Genomic DNA, 19,534 nt, shown 5'->3' on the forward strand with positions numbered 1-19,534 from the left:
CGATATATAAATATTCTCGAAATGTTAATATTCGGCGGTACAGAATAAGGGACGGTTTTATATGTTTCCATCAGCCATGACATCGCATGACATGCTACAACGCGAGCAAAGGAATTCTGTACGAAAACCTTCCAACAGACGTACCGAGACCCGAAGAAGAGGAGAGCAAGCTGAGTGCCAGTGACGGCGCCGCAAGCCAAACAGTCGCGAACGACTGAATCTGGAACGTATCTGGTGTCCGACGCTGGAGACTACAGTAACAATTGCAACGATGTACACACTGACCACACTGCCGTCGTTCGATCAGGTGTGCATTGATTTTCAATGGCTACTATAGCTTCGGCCTGTACCCACAAAAGAACGTAGCGGTCACTCAGGGTGGGTTCTGTTCCCGAGTTGTCGTTTCGTTTCAGTAAACAGCATCGGATAGGCCACAAATGGGTATAGATTGAACGGTTTTGGTCGTAGATCTGGGTTCTAAGGCGTCAATATTGACCAGTCAGTTTTGTCTGTGTATTGCTTTCCCTCTCGCATTCTGTGCGGCTTCCATTACCGCTTCACTTAATGTTGGATGGGTATGGACGGTGGAGCCGATGTCCTGAAGCTTTGCACCCATCTCGATCATGGCTGCGATTTCTGCAATCAACTCGGATGCCTCCGGACCGACGATCTGTGCACCGATCACACGTTCGGTTTCTTTTGCGGCGACAATTCGGACAAAGCCCTCTGTCCGGTTCGCTGTTAGTGCCCGTCCAGACGCCTGGAACTGGAACTCACCTGTAACTGGAGTAATACCCTCGTTCGCAGCTTCGTGCTCCGTCAGCCCGACGGTTCCGATTTCCGGATCGGTGAACACCGCAGCCGGGAGTGCCCGATAATCGACTGCGGCGGGCTCGCCAGCGATTACTTCCGCTGCGACTTCCCCTTCTTTCGAGCCCTTGTGTGCCAGCATCGGCTCACCCGCAACGTCGCCGACCGCGAAAATGTGCTCCTTGTTCGTCCGGCATCTGCTATCCGTTGGAATGAACCCCTGAGCATCGGTTTCGACGCCGGCAGCTTCGATACCGAGCGTGTCAGTCACCGGGCGTCTACCCACGGCAACAAGTATTTTGTCAGCAGTGAGTTCGATATCGCTATCGTGCGCCGCCTCGTCGGCGGGGACAGCAGTCAGGACGGCCTCACCGTCCGACTCTGCCCAACTGTCCGCCGTGTACCCGAAGTGGAAGTCGACGCCGAGACGTGCTGCTCGCTGTCGGACTATCGAGGCAACGTCTTCCTGATAGCCGGGAAGTGCCTGCTCAAGGGTCTCAATTACCGAGACGTCGCTCCCGAGTCGGCTGTAGACTGTCGCTAGCTCCATGCCGATGTATCCGGCTCCGACGATGACGAGTTCGGCGGGTACCGTTTCGAAGTTCAGAGCGCCAGCAGAGGAGACGATGGGCTCGTCATCGAAGTCGAATCCCGGAATTTCGATCGGCCGGGACCCCGTTGCGATGATGCAGTGGTCGAATTTCAGCGATTCAGAGCCCTGCCCCTCTCCCTGATGGACGATTCTGATCTTGTTCTCAGCAGCAAATTCGGCAGTCCCTTTCAGCAGATTCACGCCGGCTGCCGTACACAGCTGCTCGATACCGCTCGTTAGTTGGTCGACGATGCCGTCTTTCCAGCTCATCATCTCGTCGAGCGCAACTGTTGGGTCCGCGTAAATCCCCAGTTCCTCCGCCTGGCCCGCCTCCGATGCCAGGTCTGAACCGTTTAGCAGCGCTTTAGAGGGGATACAGCCACGGTTGAGACAGGCTCCCCCGTACGCCCCTTTTTCGACGAGAGTGACATCGAGACCAAGCTGTGCAGCGCGGATTGCGGCGACGTATCCGCCGGGGCCCGCGCCAATAACCAGTACGTCAGTCGAGGTAGTGACATCTCCGACGACCATTATTCTAGTAGTAGCAGGTTTGGATTTCGCAGGTACTTCTGTATGGAGTTCGTGAACCGTGCGGCGTCTGCGCCGTCGAGTACTCGGTGGTCGAACGACAGCGATAGTGTCATCACATGACGGGGTTCTATCGTCTCTTCACCATCGGCTTCGACAACCCGTGGCTTCTTTTTGATCTCTCCCAGTGCCAGGATTGCGCTTTCCGGCTGATTGATGATCGGTGTTCCGTACTCTCCGCCGATCCCGCCGATGTTCGAGATAGTGAACGTCCCGCCACGCATCTCCTCCGGCGACAGACTCCGTTCTCTCGCTCTCTGGGTTTTTTCGTTAGTTTCCGATGCGACTTCGAGCAGGCCTTTCGCATCAACATCCTCGACAACGGGAACCAGCAACCCGGCATCAGTCGCCGTTGCGACACCGATGTTGTAATACTCCTTTTCGACGATTTCTTCGTTTGCTTCGTCGAGGGAGATGTTTACCTGTGGGTTCTCTTGCAGGGCCGCGGCACACGCTTTCATCACGAACGGCATGTACGTCAGTCGTATATCGTGCTCCTCGGCCTCCTGTCTGAGGGTCGAACGAGCGTCGACCAGCGCAGTCACGTCGACCTCGTCCTGATGAGTGACGTGCGGGGCCGTATATTTCGACTCCGTCATCGCGGCTCCGATCGTCTGCCTGATCCCGTTGTACGGCGTCCGAGACTCCGGGCGCGCCGGCTCGTCAGCCGCTGCCCTCTCGGCTACCGCTTCTTGATCCTTTTTCTGTGCCTGCTGTTGGGCCTCTGCGTACTCTCGGACCGCTTCGAGCGTGACAAAGGGTTCTCCGTCCTTTCGTTCATCAGTTGGGATATTGTCGAGATCGACCCCTTCCTCCGCTGCGACGTGTCTGGTTTTCGGGACGGCCACCGTCGTCTCCCGGTCTGCCGTTTTTCTCGCCTGAACTGGGCTGACAGACTGCGTCGAAGTTGCTTGCTGTTTTTGTTGCTTCGCGGCGGCGGTCCGCTGGTTTGACTGCGCCTGCGTCGAGGAGTGAGAGTCCGTGTTCGCGTACGCGCGGACATCCGACTCCGTTATACGCCCCGGAGACGAGTCCGCAATGCTGGAGATATCGACGCCCAGTTCACGGGCGAGACGCCGCACAGACGGCGAAGCGGCGACTTGGACGTGCTGTGTCACCGCTGGTTCTGACTGCGTCTCTTCGGCTGGCTGTGTTGGTGCTTCGTCGTCGGTTTGGTGCCCGCTGTCCGCAGTGGCGTCGTCTGCAGGCGTTTCAGTTCCGTCCGGTTCGTCTTCCCCTTCGACCCGGAAGACGATAATCACGTCACCGACTGGGACTGTCTCACCTTCCGCGGCACGGAGTTCTTCGACAACACCGTCGACGGGGGACGGGACGTCGACGACGGCTTTGTCGGTCTCGACTTCCGCTACTGGCTGGTCTTCCGAAACTGCGTCGCCCGGCGCAACCCGCCAGCGAAGCAGTTCGCCCTCGGCGACGCCTTCACCGACATCAGGGAGTTCGAATTCACGGACCATGTTAGAAATCGACTGTTTCGCGGATGCCGTCCTGGATACGGACCGCCTGTGGCAGATAGTAATCCTCCAGCGAATGGAGCGGCATGGGGGCATCGAAGCCGGCGATTCGTTTGATTGGCGCTTCCTGATGAACGAGCGCTTCTTCCTGAATCGTCGTTGCGATTTCCGCCCCCAGTCCGCCGGTCTTCGGTGCTTCGTGTACAATCGCGGCTCTGCCGGTCTTTTTGAACGAGTCCGTAATCGTCGCTACATCGAGGGGTGACAGGGTCCGCAGGTCGATGACCTCGACCTCGATGCCATGTGACTGGCTGAGGTTCTCCGCGGCGATCAGGGCGGGCCGGGTCATTGCTCCCCACGTATAGACTGAAATATCGCTTCCCTCCCGCCGGACAGCAGCCTCACTCAGCGACACTTCATACGGTTTCGTCGGGACATCTTCACGGAAGGCGCGGTAGATCAACTTCGGCTCCAGGAAGATGACTGGGTCCGGGTCGTGGATGGACGCCGCCAGGAGCCCCTTCGCATCGTAGGGTGTGCTCGGTGAGACGACCTTGAGGCCGGGCTCGTGCACGAAGAACGCTTCCTTTGACTCGGAGTGGTGTTCTGGGGCGCGAATCCCACCGCCGTATGGGGCCCGTATCACCATCGGCACCGAGTACTGCCCCTGGCTACGGCTCCGGAGGCGCGCAGCGTGACTGACGATCTGGTCGAACGCGGGGTACATGAAGCCCATGAACTGCATCTCGGGAACAGGCTTCATGCCGGTCTGGGCGAGTCCAATCGAAGCCCCGATGATTCCGGCTTCTGCCAGTGGCGTGTCGATGACGCGGTCTTCGCCGAACTCCTCGTATAGCTGGTCGGTTGCTCTGAAAACACCGCCGTTCTTCCCGACGTCTTCGCCCAGAACGACGACGCTGTCGTCTTGCGACATTTCCGTGTACAGTCCGTCCTGTATCGCCTCCACGAGGGTGAGACGCTGTGCGTTTTGCCCCGTCTGCGTACTGGCTGTCGAACTCATTCCAGCACCTCCGAGAACGCGCCGTCGTCATACTTCTCGCGCAGCCGGTTCAGTTCGTCCCGCTGTTCTTCGAGCCGCGCTGGAACGTCCTCGTACACATGCTCGACGATGTTGTCCGGACTCGTCTCTGTCTGCTCCGCCGTTTCTATCGCCTCGCTGACTTCTTGTTCGATACTGTCCTGGATCTCACTCTCAAGGTCGGAATCGAGGATGCCCTCGTTGTACAGGTACGTTTCAATGCGGTCCACGGGGTCGCGGTCGCGCCAGGCCTCTTCTTCCGATTCGTCTCTGTAAACGGACGGGTCGTCCGCAGTGGTATGCGCACCGAAGCGATACTGGACGGACTCGATAAGCGTTGGGCGTAGCTCTCCGGGACCCGGATTCCGGGCTTTCTCCAGTGCCGCACTGGCGACTTTGTAGACCGCCAGCGGGTCCAGCCCGTCGACTCGAACGCCGTCGATACCGTATGCCTGTGCCTTTTCAGCGATGGTTTCGCTCGCGGTCTGTCGCTCGCGGGGGACCGAAATCGCCCACTGATTGTTGTTACAGACGAACACAGCGGGGACGTCGAACACCCCAGCGAAGTTCAGTCCTTCGTGGAAGTCGCCTTCGGAGGTCGCACCGTCACCGAGGTGACACAGGACGGCCGTATCGGTCTTTCCCTGTAGCTTGTGTCCCCACGCCATTCCCATGGCCTGTGGAACCTGGGTCGCAATCGGAATATACTCCGGCATCACGTTGACGTCGTCGGGGATCGCGTATCCCTCTCGATAGCCTCTCAGTGGCTCGAAAAGGGATGCAAGGTCCATCCCGTGGGCGTACTTCGCCGCGTGCTCCCTGTAGGTCGGGAACAACCAGTCCTGCTCGGCAAGTGCCAGGCTCGTGGCGACCTGTGACCCTTCTTGTCCCGTCATTGGTGCGTATGTCGCTAGCCGCCCCTGTCGCTGGAAGCTGATCGCCCGCTGGTCGAAGTGACGAGCGAACTTGATTGTCTCATACAACTCAAGTAACTGCCTGTCTGAAATGTCCGGAACAGACGCCTGTGGTAAGACATTTCCTTCAGCATCCAGTACCTGGACTAGATCCGAGTCTTCTCTGACGGCCGCTGGCACGTCCTTGCTTCCTGCTTCGTTTTTCATGTTCATTGTTTTCGATGATGTTTTTTGTATTCGACAGACGCTCCCTCAACAGACCCTGATAACCCGAACAGCCGCTGAGTACGGCTCCCCGAGCGTGTTCAAGGCTGGCGTTTTCCACCGGGCACAGGGACCACCTGTGCGCTGGCAGTCTACGCCAGTTTAAATGTCGAAAATGTGAAAAATGTAGCTGTGGAAGAGGGCAGTGCCCAATCCATTAACTGCCGGGACAGCTGACCTGCAGGGCAGGCGATAGGGTTCAAGCCCGGATGCATATGTGGAGACTGACATGGTAGATACTTATTGTTTGTGCGACACTCGTTCACACGCCACAGTAGTTGGTCCGATGTGAACGGCAACGACTGTTAGTGCAAAGGAGCGTGGAAGCAGCAAGTAAAGTATAGTTGAATATTAGTTCCATGTGTCATATCGTGTGATAATAGTGATACAAACACCAACTACGCGCTAATACCGACGAACCGATATAACGAACTGTTGCTAAGAACTAAATATATTCAAATATCTGTAACTTCACTGGATTCGGGGCTGCAGTGTGGCACTCTGTTGGTTGATAATCGGCCCCGTCAAAGACGCTAGCGCCCGTGCAGTATCTCGCGTCGATGCTACCCCGTGGCAGCATCCAGTCACCAAGCCAGTGCTGGGGGACAGGAGCTACCCGCCGAGGAAGTCCTCGCGCACCTGCTGGTCGTTGAGAAGTGCCTCACCACTGTCTTCGTGTCGATTCTGTCCCTGCACAAGGACGTAGCCGCGGTCGCACCGCCGCAATGCCTCTTTGGCGTTTTGCTCGACGAGGAGGACGGCGGTTCCGGCGTCGTTGATCTCGTCGATGCGGTCAAACATCTCGTCGACGAGGTCCGGTGCGAGGCCTGCACTGGGCTCGTCAAGGAGTAGCAGATCAGGGTCGAGCATGAGCGCACGGCCCATCGCAAGCATCTGCTGTTGGCCGCCTGAAAGTGTACCCGCCTTCTGTTCTGACCGCGTTTCCAGTATCGGGAACCGGTCGTAAACCGCCTGTAGCCGCTCTTCGGGAAACTGGTCCAGCGTGTATGCACCCATCTTGAGGTTCTCCGTGACCGTCAGCGGCTCGAACACGTTGTTGCTCTGGGGGACGAAACTCAACCCATACGAGATGATATCTTCCGGCTGTTCGCCAGCGATGTCCCTATCATTGAATACGATCTCGCCCCCCATGTACGTCGTCAGTCCGAACACTGACTTCATCACAGTGGACTTACCTGCGCCGTTCGGGCCGACGATGGTGATGTACTCACCCTGTCCGACTTCCATATCGACGTCTGTGAGGATCTGCAGGTCACCGTAGCCGGCGTCCAGTTGCTGTACTGACAGCAAACTCATATTTTCACCTCTTCTCCGAGGTAGGCGTCAAGCACTTTCTCATTGTTTTTCACCGCGTCCGGTTGCCCCTCGGTGAGAACGCTCCCCTGGTGCATAACGATGACCGTATCGCAGTTGTTCATGATAACGTCCATGTCGTGTTCGACGAAGAGGAAAGTGTAGCCACGCTCTTTGAGCGTGTGCAACCGGTCGATGAGTTTCTCCTCGAGTGTCGGATTGACTCCCGCAAGCGGTTCGTCCAGCAGCACCATCTCGGGGTCGGTCATGAGCACGCGCGCCATCTCCAGAAGCTTTCGTTGGCCCCCTGAGAGATTGCCGGCGGATTCGTGCGCGACGTGCTCGATCTCGAACAGTTCGAGCATCTCCCAGGCCTGTTCCCGGAGCTCTTTTTCCTGTTCGACGACCTTCGTTCTGGCTCGCGGGAGGACCGCTCGCCAGACTGCTTCGCCGGCCTGGTTCTGTGGTGCCAGCAGCAGGTTTTCCAGCACAGTCATCTCCGATAGCTCCCGTGCGATCTGAAAGGTCCGGACGAGGCCCTGGTTTGCGACCTGATCCGACCGGTACCCCGTTATCTCCGTGTCGTTGAACTCGACTTCGCCCCCGTCCGGCCGTTGCACACCGGTAATCAGGTCGAACGTCGTCGACTTGCCAGCCCCATTCGGGCCAATCAGGCCGGTGATCGACCCCTTTTCGACGTGGAAAGAGACGTCGGCGACAGCGGTAATACCGCCAAACGTCTTTCGTAGGTTCTCCACTTTGAGTATCTGCTCTTGCTGTCCCTTTTGGGTCTGGTCGCTCCGTGCTGAGTGTGCGTTCTTACTCATTGTCGTCCTCGCGAGTCGCCTGTTGTGAGAGGTCAACGCTCGATGCGATTGCTTTTCGATGGCCAAGCAGCCCGTCCGGATGCCGTTGCATGAGATACACCAGGACGATACCTAACAGCATGAGCCGGAGCGCGGAGATGCTCACGTCCTGCACGGAATAGGCCAGCAGGGGCGTGATATCAAGGGTCCCCAGCTCGGCAAGCGCACCGACAAGCGTGTCGGGGGCGTTGCTGAGCTGGAGGTACTCTGCCACGACCCGGCGGACGAACGAGGGTCCCTCGAAGAGCAGACTCGCGAACAGGGCACCGCCAACGATACTTCCCGTCGGTGAGCCAGTCCCACCGATAAACAGGGCAATGAAAATATAGAACGTCTGTATCGGCTTGAACATCCGTGGCGATGCATAGCCTCCGGAGAGCCGCCAAAGGATGGCAATCAGGCCCATGAGCGCACAGCCAAGCGCGAAGGTCTTTATTTTGAACAGGCGCGTGTCTTTCCCCAGTGCCTGCGTGACCTGCTGGTCCTCGCGGATGCTCTTGAGGACCCGGCCGAAGGGTGACTTCCCGATACGGATCATCAGCCAGTACAGGAGGCCGAGACAGAGACACAGCACGACCACGTACGCCCAGCCGATGACCAGCGTCTGCTCGATTCCCAGTGGTTCCACGGCGCTGAACATCGCCGCACCCAGCGCATTGGGCGCTGGGGCTGTTGCGGCCGGGTCTGTGTAAAAGAGAATCCGGATCGGATTCGGTGGCAGGGACAGGCCCGTCGCACCGCCAGTCCCGAATGCGACGCCGGCAATGCGAGTGTTCGCGAACTCCGGGGCACGGAGTGTGAGGCGAACGATCTCCGAGAACGCGACGGTTACGATGGCAAGATAGTCGGCACGAAGCCGGATCGCCGGCAACGCTGCGAGGCCGCCGACGACCCCAGTCACGAGGATAGCAGCCACAATGGCGACCGGGAGCGGCAGCCCGAAGCCGGGCGGACTGGCCGTCACTGGGGCGGTCAGTATCCCCATCGTGTACACACCGATCGCCATGAACCCGGCCGCACCGAGATTGAACAGGCCCGCGTACCCCCACTGGAGGTTCAGTGCGAGCGCTAACATGGCATAGATAGCTGAGAGGAACGCGACACGACGGAGCGTGTTGACGGTACCGTTCAGCTGGAACCCGAGGACGACACTGAAAAGCGCGTACAGTCCCCCGATCGCGAGAGCAAGCGCGACAAGCAGGCGCACGTCATTGTTGCCAAGCCAGCCCTCAGCCCGCGCCTGAATGGAACCCGTACTCATGCCGTCGTCCTCCCACTGAACAGACCCGACGGGCGCACGAGCAGCATGACGATCATAATGACGAATGCCGCAACCAAGAGGAAGCTGGCTGGAATCCAGACGAGCGCGAGTCGACTCGCGATGCCGAGGATGACCCCACCGACCATTGCGCCGTAGATCGATCCGACACCGCCGAGAATGACCGCTGCGAACACCAGTAACAGCAGGTCCCACCCCATTGTAACTGTGAGCGTTCCCTGCTGTAACGCGATAAGAAAGCCTGCACACCCAGTAAGCCCGCCGCCGATAATCCATGTGAGCTTGACGACGCGTTCCGTTGGGATGCCCGTGACTTTTGCGAGGTCTTTGTTCGCAGCCATCGCACGCATGGCCGTGCCGATCTTGGTGTACTGGAGCAGAATGTGAGTGCCGAGCATCAGGAGTGCGGCAACGACGACCAGCGTAATCTGGTGCCCACCGAACGTGACGCCCGCGATGGTAAATTGGGGGATATTGCCGCCTGTCAGCCCGCGACTGTCAGTCAGGAACGAAAAGGTGAGGAAATTACGAAGGAACAGTGCGACACCGACACTGGCGATCATCAGCGTCACGCCATCGGCACTGCGCATCGGTTTGAATACGATTCGATCCAGCAAAAGCGAGAGGGCGGCTGTGAGGGCCGCGGCGACGAGCAATCCAGCCAGAAGCGCCAGTGGGGTATTGACGACGTTTATTCCAAGCTCATTCGAACCGACTGCGATCGGGCCGCCGATGAGGACGAGCGCTTCGACAGAGAATTCCCCCAGGCCCGCAATCAGAAACGCCGTCGCCCATCCGGCGAACGCACCGCTCGTAATCAAGTCACCGTGGGCAAAGTTCGCGAAATTGAGGATACTGTACGTCATCGAGAGGCCGACACCGGCCAGTCCAAGCGACATCCCAAGCACCAGTCCGTTCCAGAGATAACTCATGAGGTCTGTGACGACGATTGTTCCAGTGCCTAACTGTCGAAGGATGTCGAATACGAGAAACACGCCGATAACGGCGAATATAACGAGTACTGGGCGGTTGTATAGTAGATTCTGTCCACGGCTGTAGTAGTCTCGTGCCGCCATATTATCGTGCTCTGTACCCAGTGTTAAAAATCTTGATGTAAAATCGTCATAGAATCACAGGGAACCGAAAATATACGCCCATTTCATGCTAGTGACACACACGATAATGTACAACATATATCAGACATGTAACTAAGTCAGGCGGGCTTTGCAACCGCAGGCGTTGATACCAGGGTTCAGCGTTGATACCAGTAGTCAGTACACAACGGCGGGCGCATACGCTCCCGACTTCGGCAGTGCTCGCTTGAAGCGCATATGTATCTATGTCCACGACGAGAAATATGAAACCGATTGTCGGAAGGCTCAGTCAGTCGCGAGTCCCTGCTGGCGCGCTACAGAGAATCCGTGACCGTTCCCATCACTTCCAGCGCCTCTTTCAGTTCAGCTGTGCTCGTGGCATACGAGATTCGCGCCTGTCCCTCGCCGCTCGGCCCGAACGCCTCGCCCGGAACCACGATGACGTCGTTGTCCAGCATCTTCTGGGTCCACCCGTCCGGGACGTGAGGCATCGCGTAGAACGCTCCCTTCGGTACTGGCGTGTCGAGGCCGATATCCTCCAACCCATCGAGAAGCACGTTTCGACGCTCCTCGAAGGCCGACACCATCTCTCGCACCGGTTCCTGTGGGCCGGTAAGCGCCGCTTCGGCAGCGTACTGCGATGGAGCGCTGGCACACGCTTGCACGTACTGGTGCACCCGTAACATCCGTTCGATTCGCTCTGAACTGGCCGCCACCCACCCGAGCCGCCACCCTGTCATCGAGTACGTTTTCGAGCACGCGCTGGCCTGAATTACCCTATCGGAGCTGGCGAACTCCGCCGGTGAGTGGTGTTCACCGTCGAAGACGATCTTCTCGTAGACCTCATCGGAGAGGCAAATGACTTCGTGCTCATCCGCTAGCCGCGCGAACTCCGCCATATCCCGCTTCGATTGCACCGCACCGGTCGGGTTCGCAGGACTGTTAACGATAAACAGTGACGTGTTGTCCGTGATGGCATTCTCGACAGCAGCGGGGTCAAGGGTCAGATCGTCCCGGAGTTCGACCCGCTTTGGTTCGCCGCCGGCGAGTAACACCAGTTGTTCGTAGGCCAGAAACCCGGGGTCGGGGCAGAGCACTTCGTCACCTGGCTGGACGTGGGCTTCTATGGCGACGTGAATCGCCTCGCTTGCGCCGGCAGTGGCGATGATGTTTTCGGGCGGTATGTCCTGTCCGTTGTCGGTGGCGTAGCGTTCACTGATGGCTTCTCTGAGTTCTGGAATGCCCTTGTTGGACGTGTATGAGTCGCCCATCCCATTCTGAATCGCACTCGTCGCTGCCTCCCGGGCGTGTTCTGGCGTTGGGAAATCAGGCTGACCGAGACCCAGGTTTATTGCGTCTTCGCCTGCCGCCTCGAAGACTTCTCGGATGCCGCTGATATCCATCTCTTCGACGCGTGCTGCGTACTGAGACATCAGTTCATGAGTATAACGGTATTTGATTATAGTCTTTCGGTTGTACGACAGGTGCCGTTCCCCCAACCTTGCCAGACAGTATGATGAACATGTTCTATCTGAGCCACGGCAATGGTACAAAACCCACCTAGACTGTCGTACTGAGGGGAAATTGTAGTCAGAGGAGAAAGCCCAGCGGTATTTCGGTTACACCTCCACCTGCTCGATATTCTCTGTGCCGTCCTCCGTGTACCTGAAGTAGTTGTACACGGCGCTGGCCAGGTCCCCGTTCTCGTCGAACTCAACCGGGCCCGAGACGCCCTGGTAATTGATTTCGTTCCCGTCGGCCGCCAGCGAAACACCCTCTCCAAGGTTTTCGGGTCCGACTGTTTCGCCGCCGGGATCTGTGACCGCCCGCATTTGGTCTCGGATTGCAGTCCCATCATCTTCACCGGCTGCCGCGCGTGCCAGCAGCAGAACCGCCGCAGCATCGAACGACTGCTGATTGAACGGTCCCGGTGCAGAGCCGTACTCCTCCTCGTATGCAGATCTGAAGTACTCGATCCCCGGTCCGGCCGAGGACGGATTGGTCCCGCGAACGTTTGTCATGTCGTGGCCCACATTCCCGGGCAAGTCATCGGCCCTGAGTCCGTCCGGCACCAGGATATCCATGTCCGCTCTGTCGAAGTTCCCGTAGAAGTTCCGGAAGATCTTGTTCCCACTCTCCGGATAGCCGATAATCACGAGCGTCTCCGGATCACCGTCAAGCACGTTCTGCAACTGGGAGGTGTACGAGGACCGACCCGCCGAGTACGAGACCTGATTCAGGACCTCACCACCGTACTCCTCCTCGAACGTCTTCGTGAATCCGTTCGACAGGCCGTTCCCGTACGCGTTGTTGAGAAAGAGGATAGCTGCGCTCTCCTTCTCGAGCCGTTCGGCTGCTATCTGTGCCAGCAGTGACCCCTGCAACTTGTCCGTGGGGGGCGTCCGGTACACGAAGTCGTTATCCTCCAGTGACGTGACATCCGGCGACGTCGCCGATGGTGAGCACATCACGGTCTGGTTCGGAATTGCGACGTTCTCCGCGACCTGCAGTGTCACCGATGACGCCAACCCCCCGCAAATCATCGGGTAGCCACCGTTCACGAGGGCTTCCGCACCACTCACACCCCGACTGGGCTTGGTCTCCGTATTCTCAAACTGCGTATCGACTGAGAACCCGTTGTCCGCGTCTCGGACCTGTTTTACGGCTAGTTCTGCTGCGTCCCGAATCGCGGGACCCACTTCGGATAGACCACCTGTGACTCCCATTAGGATACCCATGCTGATGGTGTTCTCGCTGCCACCATCACCACCATCTGCCGAACAGCCTGCAAGTCCGACAGCGCCTGCGGCACCAATGCTCTTCATGACAGTTCGACGGCTGACTGTATCGTGCATCGCAACACTACCCATGACACCATCTTTCGTGATAAACGTTATTATGAACCGAAGCGGTTCTGCTCAGAGACGAAACGGGCCCTGAGAGGGACGAGTCCGATCCGAGCTGATCTCGAACACAGCGATACGCAGAAGACTCTCAACAGACGTACCTGTATTGTCAACGCTGTCGTGTGCGCACCGCGCCAGTACCGATACTCGTTCGAAACATACGAACGGTGTCGGCGACAGGGCGTTCGACGTGCCCTATAACCGTTACAGCGCACTTCTGGCCCAGATAGGTACGGGTAGCCGATGCGAGAGTGCTGGTTTGAGCGTCCAATCGAGCACCAGCACCGGACTAGCCATACCGAATGCGCAGTCCGGTTCTCGTATCGGAATGGGCTCTCAAATTCGGCGATCAGTCGTCACTCTCCGCTCGGACAGGCAGCTATCCGGAGGACTCTAGTATATAAATCAATCGTAGATCGTAATGGTTCGAATTATTCGAACGGACTCACAGCCACGCTCACTGAACCTTCGGTATGTAGTTCGGTGAATGAGTCCCCAGCTGCTACGGACTCCCCAGAACCGCTACTGCCTCTACAGCATTGAAGAACCGATAGTTCCGCTCCAAAGAAGGGTTATTCGTCGATGTAAATAACAAAGATATGAGGACAATGACAACCGAGCCTGCACAGCAGGGTACTGTTACATCTATATGAGTGTAACACTATGCGAAAATCGTGTGACAAACGCTGTTACAACAGTAACGCTGTAATCCGCCAACCGTAGTATCCAATACTCCAAGGTTCAGGTGTCTTACTCAGTAGGTGAAGTCAAACTTAGAAGGTCTTTACCGACAATTTTCCTAATTTATCCTTTCAGTCAGTATATGAATCTAGGGAGTCTGCACTGGAATTTACTCTGTTCTAACTATTAGAACAGTTTTCGGGAGCAATAACAAGGAATCCGAGCGGTCAAAGGACCGAGTCCGCTAGAAACTGGTACTATGACTTTGTCGAATTACTTGAACACCGCGGCAGGACATCGAGTTTCGCAGGGCCCCGAATAGTACGTCCGTTCACCGGGATTGGTGCAACGTTGACCCCAAACTCTATATCTTGGGAGTTACCCACAGTGGGACGTAACGCGATAATGACTCTCAAATTCACTACCCATGACTGAAACAGGAAAGCGCCTTGTCGAAGAACTGGACGAGCAAGGCGTCGAGTACGTCTTCGGATATCCCGGCGGTCGTGCCATCGAGATTCTCGATCACGTCCCGGAGGCCGACGTCGAGATGGTCCGACCACGCGATGAGCGCGAAGCCAGCGTCATGGCCGAAATGCACGGGCGACTCACCGGCAACCCCGGGGTCCTCGCGGGGCAAGGCCCCTGGATCGGCAGCCTCGGCGCAATCGGCCAGATGGAGGGCAAGCTCGCTTCGTCACCGATGGTCGTTATCACCGAGGCCAGCGAGCGTGGCGACTATTCCACACTCGCGCCGTACCAGCAGGCTCGCGGTGACTACGGCGGGCTGGACCTGCCGTCAGCACTCGACGCCTACACCAAGGAAAACTGGTTCCCGCGCTCACCGACGGAGACGGTGCGAAGCCTCCAGCTCGCGTTCAAACACGCGACTGCCGGCCGGCCGGGGCCAACGGCAATAATCCTCGACGGCGATGCCGTCACCGAGGAGATGCCCGAAGACCCGATTCCGCCGGTCTGGGACGGTCACGATCAGGTGCAAAACTGGGAATCGCGACCGGCCCGCGAGGACGTCCAGACAGCGATAACAGCCCTGAGCGAGGCCGACCGACCGGTCATCATCGCCGGCAACGGCGTTCACGCGGCCGACGCCTACGACCAGCTCGAAACTGTCGCTGAGGCTACTGATGCCGTCGTCACTACCTCCTATCTCGGCAAGTCCACGTTCCCCGAAACCCACGACCTGGCCGCGGGCGTTATCGGCTCCTTCGGGCACGAGGGCGCAAATCAGGTCGTCAGCGAGGCAGACGTCCTCCTCGTCGTGGGTTGTCGCATGAACCCGATGGACACGAACTGGCAGTCCCCGGAGTTCATCCGACCCGACGAGCAGACAATCATCCACGCTGACATCGACACACGCAACGCTGGCTGGGTCTACCCCGCAGATGTTGCACTCATCGGTGACGCCGCACAGAGCCTCGACGACCTGGCGGCAAACCTCCCCGAGAGCGCTGGAAACGACTGGGCGCGCGACCGTGCGGCCGCGGCGCAGGAGTCGTTTTACGCCCCCAGATGCGAGTCGGACGCGTCGCCAATCAAGCCACAGCGGGCGGTCAAAGAGATAGAGACAGTGGTTGATTCGGAGACCATCGTGACCGCAGACTCGGGCAACAACCGATTCTGGTTGCTGAACTACCTCCAGACACCGGACACCGGGACCTACTACGGCAGCGGTGGCGTCGGCGCGATGGGATGGGCAACGCCAGCCGCGGTGTCCGCCGCCATCACGACGGAGAAAGATGTCATCGCCGTCGCCGGCGACGGTGGCTTCACGATGACGATGACGAGTGTGGAGACAGCCGTCGAGAACGGCGTCGCGCCCACGTTCGTCGTCCTCAACGACACCAGCCTGGGGATGGTCCGTCAGATGCAACACGAGGCGGGCGACATCGCTGGCGTCGAGTTCCACGACACCGACTTCGTGAAAGCGGCCGAGGCGTTCGGCGCTGAAGCGACACGAGCCGTGACGCCTGCTGAACTCGGGGATGCACTCGCCGAAGGGACCAGCGCCGATGTCCCGTTCGTCATCGACGTTCGCATCGACCGTGACGAAGAGATGGTCGAGTCCCTCCAGTCGTCGTTCTACAAAGAAGTCGGCGGACTGCACGAATGACGTCCCAGACACGGGTTAGCAAAGAATATAAATCAACCACGGAACACACACTGATATGACAATGACAGATACGACGGTGCTTGTCACTGGTGGAACCGGCTTCCTCGGCTCGTATGTGGTCGAGGACCTCATCGAACACGGCCACGACGTCGTCGCCTACGACCTCTCGACGGACGACCACATCCTATCGAAGTTGGGTGTCGCCGACGACGTGACCATCCGGCGCGGTGATGTCTCCGAGGCGACGGATGTGATTCGTGCCGTCAAAGAGACGGGGACGACACACATCGTTCACCTCGCGGCACTGCTGACGAACACAGCACGGGACAACCCGCGGGCTGGCCTCGATGTCAACATCAGGGGGACGAACAACGTCTTCGAGGCCGCACGCACCCTCGACGACCAGATCGAGCGTGTCACCTGGGCCTCCAGCGCGGCGGTGTACGCGCCGCCACACAACTACGCCGCCGAGTACGTCGACGAGAGCGAACTCGTCTATCCTGACACGCTCTACGGCGCGACCAAGGAGTACAACGAACATCAGGCCCGTGTCTACCACGAGGACTACGGTGTTGACCACGTTGGACTCCGTCCGACAGTCGCGTACGGCCCCTACCGCGAAACCGGTGGGTCGGCGTTCCTCGCAAACATCATCGAGAAGCCGGCACTCGGCGAACCGTTCAGCGTCGAGTACGGTGATCAGGTGATCGACTGGCAACACGCCCGCGATATCGCACAGGCGTTCCGGAAAGCAACGTTCGTCGACGAGGACGATCTCAGCCAGCGCATCTACAACGTCCGCGGCGTCCTCGCGACGATCCGTGAAGCCGCCAACGCTGTCCGGGAAATCGTTCCGGACGCCGACCTCGATGTCTCCGACGAGGGCGAACTCCCCTGGACCCAGAATCTCGATATGACCGCTGCGCAGAACGATCTCGGCTACGTGGTCGAGTACGACCTCGAATCCGGGTTCCGGTCCTACATCAACACCCTCCGGGAAGAGAACGAGCTCGAATCGCTCTGATACACCAGTCCTGCCGTCGCTGTGTGACGTGCGTACCGTGGGTGCTTGCGTTTGTCCCGTATCGGCCGGAGTGAACCCAGTGTTTGATTAGGGACCTGCCTGTACGCATACGTGATGTACGAGCGCGACTTCATGGAAGGAACGCGTGGCACCATGGCCGTCGACTGGGAAGAACGGATCGACGTCAAGCGGATGCGACGCGAGCGCAAAGACCGAGCCCTCGACCGACTGCAGGACTCCGAACTGGGGTCGATGCTGCTTATCAATGACCCGAATGTCCGGTACGTCACCGGGCTGGCGATGACCGGCGGGAGCGGGGCAGATCACTACACGCTCCTGACCGAAGACGGCGACGTGGTTCACTGGGACACTGCGGACCACGCATCGAACCAACGGTTCAACTGTCCCTGGCTCGACGACATCCGGTATGCCTGTCCTGGACTCGGCAACGTTCCCCGGGCGTCAGGCAGCGCTTCCGCGCGCGACTGGCTCAAAGACAAGATGGCCGAGACGGTGTACACCGCCATGGAAGAGTACGGTGTCGACCGGGAGCCGATGGGCATCGACGTGGGGAACGGGACGCTTATCGAGAAGTTCGAAAACCGCGGCGTCAATGTCGACACCAGTGCAGCGACCGATATCATGCTCGACGCGCGGAAGACCAAAACCCGCGACGAGGTCGAGTGTCTGCGACAGGTCGCTGCCATCTGTGAAGCGGGCTTCCAGAAGATTACGGAGAGTGCAAAACCGGGCAAGCGGGAATCGGAAGTCTGGGGCGACGCAGTCGGCGAACTCTGGGGCCACGGCGCGATGGCCCAGGGTGGCTACGTGACCTCTGGTCCGAACACCTGGCCGAAACATCAGGCGAACACGACCGACCGAATGATCCGGCCGAACGACCTCGTCTACGCGGATTTCTACAACATCGGCTATCTGGGCTATCGCTCCTGTTACTACCGGACGTTCAGCATGGGTGAACCGACGCAGGCACAGAAAGACGCCTACCAAAAGGCGCGTGACGACCTCTACGACGTCCTCGAACGAATCGAGCCGGGGGCCACGACCGACGAGATCTGCAAGGGCTTCCCCGACAGAGAGGGTGAGCATATGGACTGGTACGACGCCGACGAGTTCTGGCAGATGACGACCAACCACTGGGCGCATGGGCTGGGGCTACAGCTCTACGAGACGCCGCTCATCTGGCGCGGGCTCTCGCCGGACCACCCGATCGAAATCGAGGAGGGTATGACGATGGCTGTCGAGACGATGCAACCCGCAGAGCGACAGGGCGTCCGCGTCGAAGAGATGGTCGTTGTCCGCGAGAACGGTGTTGAGATCCTCAGCGAATGGCCCGTTTCGGAGATCACGCGGATAGACTACTGACTGGCAGGCATCTTGGCCGGTCTCACGCACTGTCTGGTCGCCGGCGTGCCACTACCGTTAAGTCGGTCGCGCCGTTACGGAAATTTATGCAACTGGGAACAGGCCTGTTTACCTGTCAGCAGCGCCCGGACGACGACCGCGAAACCAGCGATATTTACGACGAAATGCTCGAACTGGGGGAAGTTATCGACAACGCGGGTCTCGATAGCGCCTGGGTCTCAGAGCATCACTTCCTCGACGACGACTATCTGTCGGGCGTCACACCGGCGCTTGGGGCGTTAGCCGCAGTCACCGACGACATCGAAATCGGGTCCTGCATCGCACTCGCGCCGCTGTACGATTCGATCCGGCTCGCCGAGGATATCGCAACGGTGGACCAGATCTCCGGTGGCCGAACGACGCTCGGGATGGCAATCGGGTCCAACGTCTCCGAGTTTGACGCCTTCGGGATTCCTGACGACGAACGGGCCGAGCGGCTAGCCGATACGGTCGACACACTTCGAGGGGCCTGGTCTGACGGGCCGCTCGGCTACGAGCCGGAATTCCATGACATCTCGTCGGACGTCACTGTGACACCGAAGCCTGCACACGACGTTCCCCTCATGCTCGGTGGGGCGTCGCGGCCTGCCGTCCGGCGAGCCGCCCGGACCGCTGACGCATGGTGTGCCCCGTCGTCGCTGTCAGTCAATGGCGTCCGCAAGCGCGTCGAGGACATCCGTAACGTCCGTGACGACGAGGATATCGAGGGCGACTTTCAGGTGTACGTCCTCCAACACGGTTTCGTCGGAGACTCCCGCGAGGACGCGTGGGAGCGGATGCGCGACGGCTACCTCTACATCCAGCGCCGGTACGAGGAGATATTCTCCGGCGAGACCGTTGCGGAACTGGACGAAGACCGCAAACAGGAACTCAAAGAGCAGGCTATCTTCGGTACACCCAAGCAAGTCACCGAAGAACTCGAAACGTACCGCGAGGCGCTGGGCGACGACATACACTTCATCTTCCGGACGTATCACCCGGGAACCGGAACGCAGGAGATGGCCGAGTGTATCCGGCGGCTGGGTGAAGAGGTGCAGCCGAAGGTCAGCTAAGGACTGGCACGTCGTGTCGGTGACTGCCGAGACGCCAGACGCAGTCCGGACCGAAGGGGCTGAGACACCATGAGCGCCAGTGAGTC

General features: G+C 58.8%; 14 protein-coding genes. 4 read left to right on the forward strand and 10 right to left on the reverse strand.

Translation table 11 applies throughout. The features are described 5' to 3' along the window. Nucleotides 1–499 precede the first annotated feature (499 nt). The 10 genes from lpdA to HAH_RS16615 form a co-directional block, all read right to left on the reverse strand. Complete coding sequence (gene lpdA, locus HAH_RS16570) at nucleotides 500–1,933, reverse strand: dihydrolipoyl dehydrogenase (protein ID WP_014030850.1); 1,434 nt, start codon at nucleotides 1,931–1,933, stop codon at nucleotides 500–502. Beyond that, the gene (locus HAH_RS16575) at nucleotides 1,933–3,465 is read right to left on the reverse strand and encodes a dihydrolipoamide acetyltransferase family protein (RefSeq protein WP_014030851.1); all 1,533 of its coding nucleotides are present in this window, start codon (nucleotides 3,463–3,465) and stop codon (nucleotides 1,933–1,935) included. Before HAH_RS16575 ends, lpdA begins: the two co-directional genes overlap by 1 nt. 1 nt (nucleotide 3,466) lies before the next feature. After that, the gene (locus HAH_RS16580; RefSeq protein WP_014030852.1) at nucleotides 3,467–4,483 is read right to left on the reverse strand and encodes an alpha-ketoacid dehydrogenase subunit beta; all 1,017 of its coding nucleotides are present in this window, start codon (nucleotides 4,481–4,483) and stop codon (nucleotides 3,467–3,469) included. Continuing rightward, a complete protein-coding gene (gene pdhA, locus HAH_RS16585) occupies nucleotides 4,480–5,628 on the reverse strand; it encodes a pyruvate dehydrogenase (acetyl-transferring) E1 component subunit alpha (protein ID WP_044952590.1) in 1,149 nt (382 codons plus the stop codon). Before pdhA ends, HAH_RS16580 begins: the two co-directional genes overlap by 4 nt. Nucleotides 5,629–6,291: 663 nt before the next feature. Then, complete coding sequence (locus HAH_RS16590; RefSeq protein WP_014030854.1) at nucleotides 6,292–6,996, reverse strand: ABC transporter ATP-binding protein; 705 nt, start codon at nucleotides 6,994–6,996, stop codon at nucleotides 6,292–6,294. Continuing rightward, entirely contained in the window at nucleotides 6,993–7,820 is an 828-nt protein-coding gene (locus tag HAH_RS16595; RefSeq protein ID WP_014030855.1) for an ABC transporter ATP-binding protein, read from the reverse strand. The genes HAH_RS16590 and HAH_RS16595 overlap by 4 nt, the downstream gene beginning before the upstream one ends. Next, on the reverse strand, nucleotides 7,813–9,120 hold the full coding sequence (locus HAH_RS16600; RefSeq protein WP_014030856.1) for a branched-chain amino acid ABC transporter permease: 1,308 nt from the start codon (nucleotides 9,118–9,120) through the stop codon (nucleotides 7,813–7,815). Before HAH_RS16600 ends, HAH_RS16595 begins: the two co-directional genes overlap by 8 nt. Continuing rightward, nucleotides 9,117–10,214, reverse strand: coding sequence for a branched-chain amino acid ABC transporter permease (locus HAH_RS16605; protein ID WP_014030857.1), 1,098 nt, complete (start codon nucleotides 10,212–10,214; stop codon nucleotides 9,117–9,119). Before HAH_RS16605 ends, HAH_RS16600 begins: the two co-directional genes overlap by 4 nt. Before the next feature lie 332 nt (nucleotides 10,215–10,546). Continuing rightward, nucleotides 10,547–11,665 (reverse strand): pyridoxal phosphate-dependent aminotransferase, encoded by a 1,119-nt coding sequence (locus HAH_RS16610; RefSeq protein WP_014030858.1) that lies wholly within the window; start codon nucleotides 11,663–11,665, stop codon nucleotides 10,547–10,549. A 186-nt stretch (nucleotides 11,666–11,851) separates the two neighbouring features. Then, complete coding sequence (locus HAH_RS16615; RefSeq protein WP_044952668.1) at nucleotides 11,852–13,057, reverse strand: ABC transporter substrate-binding protein; 1,206 nt, start codon at nucleotides 13,055–13,057, stop codon at nucleotides 11,852–11,854. A gap of 1,189 nt (nucleotides 13,058–14,246) precedes the next feature. On the opposite strand from HAH_RS16615, the gene HAH_RS16620 reads away from it, so the two are divergent. From HAH_RS16620 to HAH_RS16635, 4 genes are all read left to right on the forward strand, one after another. After that, nucleotides 14,247–15,950, forward strand: coding sequence for a thiamine pyrophosphate-binding protein (locus tag HAH_RS16620; protein WP_014030860.1), 1,704 nt, complete (start codon nucleotides 14,247–14,249; stop codon nucleotides 15,948–15,950). A 61-nt stretch (nucleotides 15,951–16,011) separates the two neighbouring features. Next, on the forward strand, nucleotides 16,012–16,974 hold the full coding sequence (locus HAH_RS16625) for an NAD-dependent epimerase/dehydratase family protein (RefSeq protein WP_044952671.1): 963 nt from the start codon (nucleotides 16,012–16,014) through the stop codon (nucleotides 16,972–16,974). Between the two features lie 114 nt (nucleotides 16,975–17,088). Beyond that, a complete protein-coding gene (locus HAH_RS16630) occupies nucleotides 17,089–18,357 on the forward strand; it encodes a M24 family peptidase (protein ID WP_014030862.1) in 1,269 nt (422 codons plus the stop codon). Nucleotides 18,358–18,443: 86 nt separating this feature from the next. Beyond that, a complete protein-coding gene (locus HAH_RS16635) occupies nucleotides 18,444–19,448 on the forward strand; it encodes an LLM class flavin-dependent oxidoreductase (protein ID WP_014030863.1) in 1,005 nt (334 codons plus the stop codon). Nucleotides 19,449–19,534 lie beyond the last annotated feature (86 nt).

The organism is Haloarcula hispanica ATCC 33960 (assembly GCF_000223905.1).
Classification (GTDB): Archaea; Halobacteriota; Halobacteria; order Halobacteriales; family Haloarculaceae; genus Haloarcula; species Haloarcula hispanica.